A 15,633-nucleotide genomic window follows, 5' to 3' on the forward strand; every position below is an offset into this window, starting at 1 on the left:
TTTGCCAGAACACAAAAAGTCGAATGTTATATTTTTCAAATTAGATGCTCTTAAATCGAACCATTTTGAAGGATATTAAACGAAAAATGGCGTCTAAAGGTGGTTTTTAGACAAACTGACGATAGAGCCAAGTAGCCCACAGGAACCCGACGGCGCTAGCCTAGGGTGACGAGGACTACAGGCGATAGCGTGACCCGAACGCCCATGCATGACCGCTGTACAGTTGCAAACCCTTGGTTGGGCGTGAAGGGGGCCCGCCAAAAACACTCACCAGAACCGGAAAAATACCTGCCGGAAAATCCTGGAGTCAAGATAAAATCAACTCCTGTAGCCTACTTCCAAAGAAAGAAAATGAGCAAAATTTGGAAGATGGTGCTAAATAGAAAACGGGTTGAAATAAGTAGTTATAAATTGGCTACTTTTGCGGCCTGAATGAAACATATACGGAATTTTTGCATCATCGCACATATTGACCACGGTAAAAGTACCCTGGCAGATCGCCTATTGGAATACACCAATACCGTTTCGAAACGCGAATTGCAAGCCCAGGTGCTGGACGACATGGACTTGGAAAGGGAACGCGGAATAACCATTAAAAGCCATGCCATACAAATGGATTATGAGTTTGAGGGTCAAAAATATGTCCTCAACCTGATTGATACTCCGGGCCACGTTGATTTCTCGTACGAAGTTAGCCGATCGATAGCTGCCTGCGAAGGAGCCCTTTTAATTGTGGATGCCGCGCAGGGTATACAGGCCCAAACCATTTCAAACCTGTATTTGGCTTTGGAAAACGATTTGGAAATTATTCCTATTCTGAACAAAATTGACTTACCAAGTGCCAATCCGGAAGAGGTAAAAGACCAAATTGTTGACCTTTTGGGATGCAAACGGGAAGAAATTATGGCTGCCAGTGGAAAAACAGGACAAGGGGTTCATGAAATCCTGCATGAAATTGTTCGTCGAATTCCGCCTCCGGTGGGTGACCCCAAAGCACCCCTTCAAGCTTTGATTTTCGATAGTGTTTTCAACTCTTTTAGAGGAATTATTGCCTATTTTAAAGTTGTTAATGGAGAAATTCGCAAAAACGAACGAGTGAAATTTGTTGCTACCGAAATGGAGTACTTTGCGGATGAGGTTGGGATTTTGAAACTAAAAGGCGAACCCAAAGATGTGATTCGGACAGGCGATGTAGGCTATATAATTTCGGGAATAAAAGAAGCTAAAGAGGTAAAAGTTGGGGATACCATAACACATGTTGATAGGCCTTGCGACCAAGCTATACAAGGATTTGAGGAAGTGAAACCCATGGTTTTTGCCGGAATATATCCGGTTGATACCGAAGATTATGAAGAACTGAGGGCTAGCATGGACAAACTTCAACTAAACGATGCCTCCCTCACCTACGAACCTGAATCGTCGGCTGCCTTAGGATTTGGTTTCCGCTGCGGGTTTTTGGGAATGTTGCACATGGAAATTATTCAGGAACGCCTGGAACGAGAATTTGGAATGACAGTAATTACCACTGTTCCGAACGTTTCGTATTATGCCTACACCACCAAGGGAGAAAAAATGGTTCTGAACAACCCTTCCGAAATGCCCGACCCGAGTAAGTTAGATCGCATAGAAGAGCCATATATTAAGGCCCAGGTAATTACCAAGTCGGAATTTGTGGGAGCCATAATGACCCTTTGCATAGAGAAGAGAGGGATTTTGAAAAACCAGGTTTATCTAACCACCGACCGGGTTGAACTTAGTTTCGATATGCCTTTGGGTGAAATAGTATTCGATTTTTACGACCGCCTTAAGACTATTTCCAAAGGATATGCCTCGTTCGATTACCATCCGCTAGATTATCGCCCCAGTCATCTGGTAAAAATGGATATCATGCTGAATGCCGAACCGGTGGATGCTTTATCCAGCCTTATTCACCGCGACAATGCGTATGACTTTGGCAAAAAAATATGTGAGAAGCTAAAAGAACTTATACCACGTCACCAATTCGAAATTCCTATTCAGGCCGCTATTGGAGCAAAAATTATTGCCCGCGAAACCATCAAGGCACTACGAAAAGACGTTACAGCAAAATGTTATGGTGGTGATATTTCCAGGAAACGTAAACTGTTGGAGAAACAAAAAGAAGGTAAAAAGCGAATGAGGCAGGTTGGAAGTGTAGAAATACCCCAACAAGCCTTTATGGCCGTGCTTAAACTGGATTAATCCTTAAAAACCAGCTACCCGATATGATTCTCTCCATGACCGGTTTTGGTAAGGCACAAGTGGCCTTGGCCGATAAAAAATTGTCGATAGAAATTAAATCGCTTAACAGCAAACAGCTTGATTTGAGCTTGCGTTTACCCAGTTTTCTTAAAGAAAAGGAAAGTGAAATTAGAAGCATACTTTCCAAAGAAATTGAACGTGGCAAAACCGAGTGCAGCGTATTGTTGGAAAGTGGAATGGATAAGCCGGTATCGATTAACCGAGAACTTTTCAAATTTTACTATACCGAACTGCAATCCATTGCCAATGAATTAAATACAGACACAGAAGGTTTGTTTCGTGTAACGGCTTCCATGCCCGATGTGATTCGTCCGGAAAAGGAAGAACTATCGGACGATGTTTGGGCCCTTATTCAAAGCGGTTTAAGCAAAGCCGTTGATTCATTTAATGAGTTTAGAGAAAAAGAAGGTCGCTCCCTGGAAACCGATTTACTTCATCGTTTAAATGGCATTCGAGCCAACCTTCAGGAAGTGGCAGGATTAGACAAAGGCAGAACCGAAAAAACCAGGGAACGCTTGCTCAACCGTCTCAAGGAGCTGGGAAATGACCAACAATTTGACCAAAACCGCCTGGAGCAGGAAATGGTGTATTACGTTGAAAAATTTGATATCAACGAAGAAAAAGTCAGACTCGAAAGCCACTGCAATTACTTCCGCGACACCCTTCTGGAAAAGGCTGCTCAGGGCCGGAAATTGGGATTTATTGCTCAGGAAATGGGTCGCGAAATTAACACTATAGGATCCAAAGCCAATGATGCCGCCATTCAGCAAATAGTGGTTTTGATGAAGGACGATCTGGAAAAAATAAAGGAGCAATTAAATAACGTTTTGTAAGGGTTTAAAGCTTATTTGATTTTGGCGGGCCCCCTCCGCCTGCCTGGCCATGTGCCATCTGCTGAGTTGTTGCACCAGGCGTTCGGGTCACGCTATCGGTTGTAGTCCTCGTAGCACTTGGCTAGCGCCGCGTGCTCCTGTGGGCTACTTACCTCTATCGTTGCCCGAGGGTGCAAACCCAAACAGCCGAAGCCTGAACATAAAATCGGCACAAGTTCAATGATTTTGGCTAAAAATTACCCAAACCGCCGGAATTCGGATGGTATGATTCCGCATTTCGAATCGAATGAAGCAGGGTTGGCGCGGGATAATCATTTTTGAAAATCAAAAAACAACCTAAGCTTAGGAATTCAACTTTATCTTCGTGGTTCAAAATGATGGAAATTTTATTTTTAGGAATAGGCCTGGCTTTGGGTGGATTGATGTCCTTTTTATTCTTTAGGAATCAACCCAATGCCACCATGAATGCCCAACTGGAGCAATTTAAACAGCAAATTAATGTGCAGGGTTTGGAATTAGCCAAACACCAGGAAAAGGCTTCCTATCTGGAAAAGGAATTGGAAGCAAAAAAATCTGAAACCAGCTTGTTGAGAACCGAAAAAGAAGGATTAAGCCGTTTTGTTGAAAAAGCTGAAATACAGGAAAAGGAGTTGGAAGAACGCAAGGCTGAACTGGTGCAACTTCGCACGGAAAAAGATAATTTAGATCGTCGCTTAACTGAATCAGTAGCCAAATTCAGGGAGCAGGAAACCCGAATGAGCGAACAAAAACAGGAATTGGAAAATTTGCAAAAACGCTTCCAAACCGAATTCGAAAATATAGCCAACAAACTACTCAAACAAAACTCGGAAGAGTTTACCAAAGTGAACGAAAAAGCCGTTGGGGATTTGTTATTGCCCCTCAAAGACAGGCTCAAGGAATTTGAGAAAAAAGTAGAAGACACCTATGAAAAAGAAAGCAAACAACGCTTTGCCCTGGAAAAAGAAATAAAAACCCTGGCCGAACTAAACCAACAAATCAGCAAGGAGGCAACGGAATTAACCAATGCCATGAAAGGACAGAATAAGTTGCAGGGAAACTGGGGTGAGTTAATTTTGGAAAAACTTCTGGAACAAAGTGGACTAAGAACCGGAATTGAATACACGGTACAGGCAGAAGGAATGAGACTGGAAAATGAAGAAGGAAGAAGGTTTCAGCCCGATGTAATTATCAATTTGCCCGAAAACCGCCACTTGGTCATCGACAGCAAAGTAAGTCTATTGGCCTGGAACGATTTAACCAATGCCGAAACCGAAGAAAGAAAACTGCTTGCTCAAAACGAATTGGTAAAATCGCTGAAAACCCATATCAATGGCTTACACGATAAACATTACCACAACCTGGGCGGTTTAAACTCCCTGGATTTTGTGCTTATGTTTATTCCTATTGAAGGCAGTTTCAGTGCAGCCATGCAACTGGAACCCAATCTGTTTGGATTTGCCTGGGAAAAACGTATTGTTCTGGTAACTCCAACCACCTTAATGGCTACCCTAAAAACCATTGCTTCCATTTGGAAACACGAACATCAAAACCAAAACGCCATGGAAATTGCCAGGCAAGGCGGTGCGTTGTACGACAAGTTTGCTGCCTTTTACGAAGACATGCAAAAAATTAAACGCAACCTCGATTTAACTACCAAGTCGTATGATGAAGCTATGGTAAAGTTGCAAGGCCGGGGTGGTTTATCCAGCAGGGCCCAAAGTCTGAAGGAACTAGGAGTAAAAGCAAGCAAAAAACTACCGCCCGAAGCCATTGGGCTGGACGAATTAATTGAAGGAGGAGAAGAATAAGTGTATAATCCGTTTCAACTCGCCCTAAAATTTGCCGGGTATTATCTGCGCAGTGTGAACCTACATGGTTTACATTCCCCTTTTGCCTACAAACTTACCGAAGATGTTCTTTACAACAAAGCCCCTTTTTATTGCTATACTCCCATTGAAAAGATCAGGCAATCGCTGTTGGAAGACAAACGCCATATCCAGGTTTTAGACCTTGGTGCTGGCTCAAACTTTGGCAACACCAAAGAAAAAGCCATTTCCCAAATTGCCAAACGGGCAGCCAAACCGGCAAAATATGGACAGGTTATTTTCCGACTTGCCAATTACCTTCAACCCAAAACGGTGGTAGAACTGGGCACCTCACTTGGAATGACCACCGCTTACCTGGCATCGGCCAACAGCCAATCCAAAATTATCAGTTTGGAAGGTTGTCCGGAAACAGCCCGGATAGCCGGTGAAAATTTCAAAAAGCTGGGATTAAAAAACATTGAGCTTAGAGTTGGCGATTTCAAAGATACCTTACCCCCATTAAGCCGGGAACTAGAAACGGTTGATTTAGCGTTCTTTGATGGAAACCACCGCTACCAGCCCACCATGGACTATTTTAACCAATTTCTGCCCTTGGCTAACGAAGACAGCTTATTCATTTTTGATGATGTACACTGGAGCGAAGAAATGGAAAAAGCCTGGGAAGAAATTAAGAAACACCCCAAGGTAAGTATGACCATTGATTTGTTTTTTATCGGCTTGGTTTTTTTCAGAAAGGGAAAAGAAAAGGAAGATTTGGTGGTGAGGTATTAAGGGAAAATTCCTGAGCTCTTGAAAAAGAGTTTGAAAGAAATATGGTTATGCAACATTAACCTTATGCCCTATTGTAACCAATTATTTTGATCAACCCAATTTAATCACTAGTAGGATGAAAAATCCAAGGTAGTTTTTTACCGCGAAATCCGCGAAAATCCGCGGTAGGGTTTCATCCGCGAAATCTGCGGGAGTTTTTTACCGCGAATTCCGCGAAAATCCGCGGTGGTGGTTCATCCGCGAAATCTGTGGGAGTATTTTTACCGCGAAATCCGCGAAAATCCGCGGTGGTGGTTCATCCGCGAAATCTGTGGGAGTATTTTACCGCGAATTCTGCGAAAATCCGCGGTAGTATTTCATCCACGAAATCTGCGGTAGTTTTTTTACCGCGAATTCCGCGAAAATCCGCGGTAGGGTTTCATCCGCGAAATCTGTGGTAGTTTTTTTACCGCGAATTCCGCGAAAATCCGCGGTAGGGTTTCATCCGCGAAATCTGCGGTAGTTTTTTACCGCGAAATCCGCGAAAATCCGCGGTGGTGCTTCATCCGCGAAATCTGCGGGAGTTTTTTACCGCGAAATCCGCGAAAATCCGCGGTGGTGGTTCATCCGCGAAATCTGTGGGAGTTTTTACCGCGAATTCCGCGAAAATCCGCGGTTGGGTTCATCCGCGAAATCTGTGGTAGTTTTTACCGCGAATTCCGCGAAAATCCGCGGTTGGGTTCATCCGCGAAATCTGCGGGAGTATTTTTACCGCGAAAATCCGCGGTGGTGGTTCATCCGCGAAATCTGCGGTAGTTTTTTGCCGCGAATTCCGCGAAAATCCGCGGTAGGGTTTCATCCGTGAAATCTGTGGTGGTTTTTACCGCGAAAATCCGCGGTAGGGTTTCATCCGCGAAATCTGTGGGAGCTTTTTACCGTGAAATCCGCGAAAATCCGCGGTGGGGTTTAAACCGCGAAATCTGCGGGAGTTTTTTTACCGCGAAATCTGCGAAAATCCGCGGTGGTGATTCATCCACGAAATCTGCGGGAGTATTTTTACCGCGAAATCCGCGAAAATCCGCGGTGGTGGTTCATCCGCGAAATCTGTGGGAGTTTTTACCGCGAAATCTGCGGTAGTTTTTTTACCGCGAATTCCGCGAAAATCCGCGGTGGTGGTTCATCCGCGGCAGAAGTTCCGATTTACTTAAGGCCTAATCCATTTCCCAAATTTTTCAACATCCATCCCTTTCCGGATAATTGTCCTTACTTTTGATTTTCAACCATCGGACCACTTCCCGGTCTGACAGGTTTCACTTTTTTTACGGAAACACCATGACTTTTAACCATTTGCATTGCCATACCCAATTCAGCTTGCTCGATGGAGCCGCTGATATTTCCAAATTGTATAAAAAAGCGGTAAAGGATGGGATGCGAGGCATGGCCATTACCGACCATGGAAATATGTTCGGTGTATTTCAATTTGTTGCCGAAGCCGGAAAACATAAAAATGCTGATGGATCACCGGCCATAAAACCCATTGTTGGTTGCGAATTTTATGTAGTGGAAGATCGGGGTCGCAAGCAATTCTCCAAAGACCAAAAAGACCGCCGTAATCACCAACTTTTATTAGCTAAAAACGACATTGGTTACCGTAACCTGGTAAAGCTTTGCTCCCTGGGCTATATTGAAGGTTTGTACAGTAAATATCCACGCATCGACAAAGAACTTATTTTACAATACAAAGACGGGTTGATTGCCACCACCTGCTGCATTGGTGCAGAAGTGCCTCAAACCATTTTGAAAAAAGGCGAAGAGGAAGGAGAAAAGGTTTTTAAATGGTGGCTGGAACAATTCGGTGAAGATTATTTTGTAGAAATTCAGCGGCATGGCATGGCTGAGCAAGACAAGGTGAATGAAGTTCTGGTGAGATTTGCTAAAAAATATAATGTTCCCATTATTGCTTCCAACGATTCCCATTACGTTGACCAACAAGATTGGAATGCTCACGATATTTTGCTTTGCTTAAACACCGGTGAAAAACAAGCCACACCCAAGCTTAAGGAATTTTCAGACGACGATGTATCGGTAAAAGGAAAGCGCTTTGCCTTTTTCAATGATCAATTCTATTTCAAAACCACCCAGGAAATGGAAAAGCTGTTTTCCGACATTCCGGAGGCCATCGATAATACCAACCTCATTGTGGACCGGGTGGAACATTTGAAACTAAAAAAGGATATTCTGTTGCCCTTTTATGAAATTCCGAAAGGTTTTACCAGCCAGGACGAATACCTGCACTTTATTACCTACGAAGGTGCTAAGCAACGCTATGGTGATTTACTGACAGAATCAGTAACAGAACGTCTGGATTTTGAATTGAATACCATAAAAATTATGGGCTTTGCCGGTTACTTCCTGATCGTATCCGACTTCATCAAGGCCGGAAGGGATTTAGGGGTATTGATTGGTCCGGGAAGGGGTTCGGCAGCCGGATCGGCAGTGGCCTATTGTATTGGCATTACCAACATTGACCCTATCAAGTACAACCTCCTGTTTGAGCGGTTTTTAAATCCTGATCGTAAGTCAATGCCCGATATCGATACCGACTTCGACGACGAAGGGAGGCAAAAGGTAATAGACTATGTGATTGAAAAATACGGACGAAACCAGGTGGCTCAAATTGTGACTTATGGCACCATGGCTGCCCGAAGCAGTATAAAAGATGTGGCTAGGGTACTAGACTTACCACTGGCCGATTCCAATGCTCTGGCCAAAATGGTGCCTGAAAAACCGGGAATTTCTTTAGCACGCGTTATGAATGCCCCTTTAACAGGCGAAGGTAGTTTAGAGGAAAAAGAACAACTGGGTGCTGATGATTTAGAAGGGGTAAAAAAAATTCGGGAATTAGCCCAGGCCAACGATTTACAGGCCGAAGTAATCAAGGAAGCTTTGATACTGGAAGGTTCCGTGCGAAATACCGGTGTGCATGCCGCCGGATTAATTATTGCCCCGGAAGATTTAACCAATATTATTCCGGTAGCAACGGCTAAAGATACCGGAATGCTGGTTACCCAATTTGAGGGCAATGTGATTGAGGATGCAGGGGTAATTAAAATGGACTTCCTGGGGTTAAAAACCCTCACCATCATTAAGGATGCCTTAAAAATGATCGAGGAAAACCACGGGGTTAAAATTGATATTGACTATATTCCGCTCGACGACAAAAAAACTTTTGAACTTTACCAACGTGGCGATACCAATGGAACCTTCCAGTTTGAAAGTGACGGAATGCAGAAGTATCTCAAAGACTTAAAACCCGATAAGTTCGAAGACCTGATTGCCATGAATGCCCTGTATCGTCCGGGACCTTTGGCTTACATTCCTATGTTCATTAGACGTAAACATGGAAAAGAACCCATCGTTTACGATTTGCCCGACATGGAAGAACATTTGCAAGAAACATATGGTATTACGGTTTACCAGGAGCAGGTGATGTTATTATCCCAAAAACTGGCCAACTTCAGTAAGGGTGATGCCGATGTGTTGCGAAAAGCAATGGGTAAAAAGCAAAAAGAAACCCTCGACAAAATGAAAATCAAGTTTATGGAGGGAGCCAAAACCAATGGTCATGACTTAACCGTTTGCGAAAAAGTTTGGTCCGACTGGGAGGCCTTTGCCCAATATGCCTTCAATAAATCGCACTCCACTTGTTATGCCTTTGTAGCCTATCAAACAGCTTATTTAAAAGCCCATTATCCGGCCGAATACATGGCTTCCGTTTTATCCAACAACTCGGCCAACCTCGAAAAAATCACTTTTTTCATGGAAGAATGCAAAAAAATGGGCATTCCGGTAAAAGGTCCGGATGTAAACGAAAGCAATGTCATTTTTTCGGTTAACAAAAAGGGCGAGATTCGTTTTTCATTGAGTGCTGTAAAAGGTGTTGGGGAGGCAGCCATGGAAGATATGATTAAAGAGCGAAAAAATGGCCCTTTTGCAACCGTATTCGACTTTGTGGAACGGGTAAATTTACGCACGGTCAACAAGAAAAACCTGGAGGCTTTGGCACAGGCCGGCGCTTTGGATTCATTCGGCATGGAACGCCATGTGTATTTTGCTTCCGAAGACGGCGGACAAACCAATTTCATCGAAAAATTGATTCGGTATGGTAACAGTCTAAACGAGTCTAGCAGTCAATCCAGCAATTCCCTGTTTGGCGAGTCCGAAGCGGTAGAGATCAACAAGCCCTCTCCCCCCAAAAGCGAGTCTTGGGGCAGGTTAGAGGAATTGAGACGGGAGAAAGAGATGATTGGCATTTACCTGAGTGGACATCCGTTGGACGATTATAAAATTGAGTTGCAGTATTTTTGCACGCCCAATATCAAACTAAGTGAATTGGCCAACGATTTAAAACCTTACAAAGGCAAGGATTTAATGATAGGCGGCATTATCACATCGGTAGAACATCGCACCACCAAAACCGGTAAACCTTTTGGAAAGTTTAAATTAGAAGATTACGAAGGTTCGGTGGAGTTTACCTTATGGAGTGAAGATTACCTCAAGTTCAGGAACTATTTACTCGACAATTTGTTTGTGGCGGTCAAATGCCAGGTAAAAGGCAAAAGTTGGGGCAACGACCCATCCGGTGAAAATGTGGAATTAAAAATTCAAACCATTGCCTTATTAGAGAAGCTCAAAGAAACGCAATCCAAGGTTTTAACCTTAACCTTGCCTATCGAAATGTTAGACGAATCCGTTTTAAATACCATCGTTGAAAACGTTTTACTGCACAAAGGAAACAATCAATTACGCATCCATTTTGTAGAGCGGGAAAGCAATACTCGGTTAGATACGTTTTCGCGAAAATTCAAAGTTGACTTAAACAATCAATTAATCAAGGCGTTTTCCGAAATACCGAGTGCCACCTGGGAATTGAATTAGTTTTTTTTCATTAGGCGGGTACCTTCGCAAAAGTTTGGGTATTTCAAACGTTCTTTTCTGCGGCTCAGGTCCGGGCTATTCGTTCCAAGTCCTCGCAGCCTGGGCTATCGCCGTAGGCAGCTGTGGGCTTTCCACTGCTATCCCTACCCGAGGAACCTCAACCAGGGGTGGGGTGGAGAGGAAAGGGGGAGGTAAACATTAACTAATTGGACTATTCAATTCCAGCGGGAAAGCTTAAAGTAGACTTTATAATTACAATTTCTTAAAGGAGCAATTACCTTGGGTGAGGGGATTGAGTTGAAATAAAAGAGGGGGAAGAAAGTATACAAATTATTAATTTAACCGCATAGCTCGTTATGAAGCGCAGCAATTGCCGCTCTATTTGCAAAAAATCTACAGACAACTATCTTCATTAAAACACGAAAAACACACAAATAGTGTACCTTCATTTATAATATTTAAACTAAATATTCCATGTAAAGAAGATAAAGAAGCGCTTTTTATTAAATTTAGATTTATCAATAATTTTATATATTTGCTTATTAATAGTTAGTTCATTTTGGCAGCTTTGCAACCAAGGGTTGCAAAGCTGCCAAAATGAACCAGCCTTTCAAACCCTATATGTACTGCAAATGAATAACAAGAAAACACAATACAGAAACAGAAACGTACTTTTCACGAGGCAGCAGCATTTTCAAACCTAAACATAAAAAGACTGTTTAAAACTGCCTCACCCAAACCACCGCTGCACTCAGAACACTCCTCAGTATTACGCCTTACCATTTCAAAGTTTATCATTAAATTTAAACAAAATGCAAATTTTATATTCAAGTAAATACATAAAAGCGGCAATCGCAACTTTCATACTCCATTGGTAATTCTCAAACTCAATACCTTCTTTCCAAACAATATCAACACAATGCCACCCAAAACCAAGGCATAATAGACCACAGTAGCAGCACCTATTCAGGTAATTTCACCTACACAACGGGCAATATAATTGCATCAGGAAACCAAAGTAATCTCTTTATTGAAAAATACGAAAATGGCAACCCAAACCAATCGTGGGTACGCACCTATGCCGGATCACTCGGCACACATGATGCAGGAGTAATAGTACGAGTTACCTCAGCAGGGTATGTATATGTAGTTGGTTCAGTTGCCAATAACATCACAAACCTACTCGACATTACCCTACTAAAATACTCGCCAACTGGAACCCTTTTATGGGTATACAGTTACGAAAACCCAGGCATCGACATTCCTACAGACCTCATAATTAAATCAACGTCAGTCTACATTTCGGGCGGCGTACAAAACGGCAGCAACCCAAACAGCCAAAACTTCGCTATCATAAAACTCGACACCACAGGAACACTCGAATGGGCAACCGAGTACGGAAACGGACTTCGCAACATTGCCTCCGTTTTACTCGAAGAAAACAACGGAATGGTAGTAACCGCAGGTTTGAGCGACAGAAATATTGATACCACCGATGTATTCTACCTCGCCATTGACACCATTGACGGCACAGTGTTAGATAGCCAACGCTTCTTTGTAGACTACGATATTACTCAAATCGGCGGCTTCGCACACTACACAAACGGTAGCTACATTTTAGTTGGAACGCTCGACAACGATGGCCAAACAGACGGATTCATCCAACGTCTTGCTCACGATTTCGTATTCGACAATGGTATCGAACCCTGGTTCGCCACTTTCGGCGACACCCTAAACGACCAAGCCACATCTGTAACGGTAGACGACCAACAACGCATATTCGTAGGAGCAAACATAGGCAAAGGCGGAGGCAAATATGATGGAAAAATTTATGTGTTTACATCCCCCACCGACAGTACAGGTACCCCCATTGACACTATTGACATCCCTCATCCTGACCCATCAAAAAACCTCGAAATTCAAAAACTAGTTTGGAACAACCAAGGCCAAAAACTACACATCGGCGGCACCATTGAAAACGAACAGGGAAAAAACGACATAATGATAGCAAGGCAAAACCAAGGTCTAAGCCTCGATTATATCAAAAGCACACCAACCCTTGCAAATACCAAACGCCTTACCAACCTAAAAGCAAACCCCACAACAGGCGAAATATTCACAACCGCCGTCCTCACTACCGATACAGGCGATGTGTACACCTCAATCAAATTTGATGAAGTGGAATATACTCAACCGCCACTTTTGGACACCACCGAAATAGGTGGTACATACTCGTACTTCCAAAACCGTGGACAATTAACGTATGCTGATTCTATACCAACGGATAGCATTGTTAAGGAAGTACTTTATTATGCCAACAACAAAGGTTTGCCCGCTTTTATCAGAAGTAAAGGCTTTTCTGTAGTGCTTTCTGCAATTGACACATCGGCAATAACGCTCGACACGCTTCAACGAGTAGATTTTAACTTCGTAGCACCAAAAAGTGGAGTTACAAAAATGTATGCTCTTGACAGTACTGAATTTTTTCATAACTACTACTTTGCCCATTGTCCAGCTGGTATTAAAGGCGTACACGCCAATACCGCGATTGTAGAAAAATCAGTTTACAATGGTCTTGATGTCTATTACACAGGAAATAATCGAGGGATGAGAATGCAAGCGACTTTTGACGCTGGCGTTAATCCTTATTTTGAACTAGAGGTTTCGGGAGAAGATACCGTTATTGTTTCAGATAGCAATTGGGTGGCAATACACACATTTAAAGGAGTATTCAATTACAGGGTTTTAGCATATCAAACAAATGGTGTTCTACTCGATACATTAAATATAGTATATGACGACCAACGCCTAAAATTTGATGTGGAAGAACAGAGTATCAACTTTGGGACTATTGTTCAACTGGATTTTGGAAAATTAACTCAATCCGTCACCGAATATGGAAATTTAGAACACTGCACTACCATCGGAAGTGGCAGCCTTACCGAATTTAACGATGTAACAGCAAATGAAACAAATATATTAATGACAGGTTATACAGATGGATTAACATTCCCAATTAGCACAGGCCAAAACTTCGGAACTACAGGAAATGATGCAATTGTAGTTAACTTAAAAAATGATTATTCGCCCTTTTGGGCAGTGTTTTGTGGTGGCTCCATGACAGATGACGGAGGTGCGGCAAATGATATGGGCAATGGTGTTGCAATTGATAATAATGGAATCATATATGTTGTTGGAGAAACATACAGTATTGATTTACCTGTATTGCAAATTGAAGATGCATATTTTGATGGTTCGGCAGACGGTTGCTCACCAAATTGCGACAAAGACGCATTCATTTTAAAAATCTTACCTGATGGCTCTTTGGAATGGCTAACATATTTTGGCTCAGAAGCCGAAATCTCCCCTGATTACTTTACAGATATTATAACAAATTCAAATAATGAAATTTACGCCGTAGGCCATAGGTCAAGTGGCGCAGACTTGATTTCTTTAGATGGAGCATATAATGGAACATCAGGAGGAGGCTTAATCGTAAAATTCTCAGCTTCTTTAGAACTACTTTGGTCTTGTGCAACTGGAACAAATAATACGGTAGTGCAAAGTTTGGCATTAGGCGATGAAAATAAATTACACATTTGCGGTGTAACTGGTGGGGCAGGAATACCAGTTACAACTCCTTCTGGCGCATATACCCAATCGGGTAGCAACGGAGATAGAGACGGGTTTGTAATCAAATTTGACGCTACTAACAATGTGTATTGGGCATCTTATTTTGGGGGCGATTATCTTGATAATGCGTACGGAATAGTTGTTGATGCTTATGGTCATATATATATTACAGGCCAAACACTTAGCGGAAACTCATTTCCAACAGCCAACCCGTCATTAGACTATTTTCAAGGTAACTCCGGTACTACAAATTATCCTGGAGATGCATTTTTTACCCAATTTGGGATTACTGGAAACCTAATTTCTTCAACATTTTATGGCGGCACAATAAATGATGCTGGTTACAATATTGCAACCGATTATTGGTCAAGAGTATTTGTAACGGGTAGCACTAATAGCACGGAATTCCCTCTAATGACCAACAATCCCGCAAATTCATACAGTGCAGCTTTAAATACTAATACATCTGGCTCTCGTTCAGATGCTTTCATACTAACCTTCAATATTCAAACTAATAGAATTTGGACAACTTGCATCGGTGGCGGAGGTGTTGGTAACACCTCCGGTAATGATATAGGATATGGTATTTATGAAAAAAACGAAAAATTATTTCTTGTTGGTGCTACTACAAGTTCATTAGATTTCCCATATAAGAATTATAACAACAATTCATACTATGCTAATTCTTTATCGGGTGCTGTTGATGGTTTTTTAGCTGCCTTTGACCTCACAGAAATTGTTGGAGTTGAAGAATTGTCAAAAATAAATGTTAATGAGAATAGTCTTTTGCTTTTCCCTAACCCAACATCAGGAAGTGTTACTTTTAACCCACTAAACTACACGTGCAAAAATCTAATCATAATTATCACTGATATGATGGGAAAAACGGTATTAACAAAATCATATTCAGATCTGCAAAAAAATGAATACTTCAATATAGATGTTTCAATCCTTGCAAAAGGAACTTACATTGCAAGTTTCAAATCAGAAAACAATGTTGTAGTAAAAAAAATAGTTATACAATAAGTAATTGTTAGTCAAATGTATAAATTCTCAAGTTCAATAATTATCTTCTTTCAAGTTCTAACAATTGCTTTGGGACAAAACTGTGAAAGTTTATTTACCTATACAACTAACTTTGAGGAAGTTTCGTTTTACAACCAATCAAGCATTTCAAACGCACATTACTTTTGGAATTTTGGAGACGGCACCTCATCCTTCTTTGTTTGTAGTGGTCGGGAAAAACTGGACAAGTTGAAACAAGACAACAAATTCCTAATTTTCCAAAATGAAACGCGAACGAAGAAAATTCACAAACAGCTTCAAGACCGAAGTTGTCTTAGAAGCCTTAA

7 protein-coding genes are annotated in these 15,633 nt (G+C 42.0%); all 7 read left to right on the forward strand.

All coding sequences use genetic code 11. The annotated features are described in order from the left end of the window. The first annotated feature begins 432 nt into the window (after positions 1–432). Positions 433–2,220, forward strand: coding sequence for a translation elongation factor 4 (gene lepA, locus K1X82_11745; protein MBX7182775.1), 1,788 nt, complete (start codon positions 433–435; stop codon positions 2,218–2,220). 23 nt (positions 2,221–2,243) lie between these two features. Beyond that, positions 2,244–3,113, forward strand: coding sequence for a YicC family protein (locus K1X82_11750; protein ID MBX7182776.1), 870 nt, complete (start codon positions 2,244–2,246; stop codon positions 3,111–3,113). A 374-nt stretch (positions 3,114–3,487) separates the two neighbouring features. After that, positions 3,488–4,942, forward strand: coding sequence for a DNA recombination protein RmuC (gene rmuC / locus K1X82_11755; protein ID MBX7182777.1), 1,455 nt, complete (start codon positions 3,488–3,490; stop codon positions 4,940–4,942). Beyond that, complete coding sequence (locus tag K1X82_11760; GenBank protein MBX7182778.1) at positions 4,943–5,731, forward strand: class I SAM-dependent methyltransferase; 789 nt, start codon at positions 4,943–4,945, stop codon at positions 5,729–5,731. A gap of 1,311 nt (positions 5,732–7,042) precedes the next feature. Then, positions 7,043–10,648, forward strand: a complete 3,606-nt coding sequence (gene dnaE, locus K1X82_11765) for a DNA polymerase III subunit alpha (GenBank protein MBX7182779.1) — start codon at positions 7,043–7,045, stop codon at positions 10,646–10,648. Between the two features lie 1,449 nt (positions 10,649–12,097). Further along, a complete protein-coding gene (locus K1X82_11770) occupies positions 12,098–15,307 on the forward strand; it encodes a T9SS type A sorting domain-containing protein (GenBank protein MBX7182780.1) in 3,210 nt (1,069 codons plus the stop codon). A gap of 15 nt (positions 15,308–15,322) precedes the next feature. After that, on the forward strand, positions 15,323–15,633 hold a 311-nt coding region (locus K1X82_11775; GenBank protein MBX7182781.1), incomplete at its 3' end, for a hypothetical protein.

This window comes from Bacteroidia bacterium (genome assembly GCA_019695265.1).
In the GTDB taxonomy this organism is placed as follows: Bacteria; Bacteroidota; Bacteroidia; order JAIBAJ01; family JAIBAJ01; genus JAIBAJ01.

Bases quoted from the DNA above. Each gene is read 5' to 3' on its own strand.
- lepA (MBX7182775.1), top strand. From the start codon at position 433: ATGAAACATATACGGAATTTTTGCATCATCGCACATATTGACCACGGT.
- K1X82_11750 (MBX7182776.1), top strand. From the start codon at position 2,244: ATGATTCTCTCCATGACCGGTTTTGGTAAGGCACAAGTGGCCTTGGCC.
- rmuC (MBX7182777.1), top strand. From the start codon at position 3,488: ATGATGGAAATTTTATTTTTAGGAATAGGCCTGGCTTTGGGTGGATTG.
- dnaE (MBX7182779.1), top strand. From the start codon at position 7,043: ATGACTTTTAACCATTTGCATTGCCATACCCAATTCAGCTTGCTCGAT.
- K1X82_11770 (MBX7182780.1), top strand. From the start codon at position 12,098: ATGGTAGTAACCGCAGGTTTGAGCGACAGAAATATTGATACCACCGAT.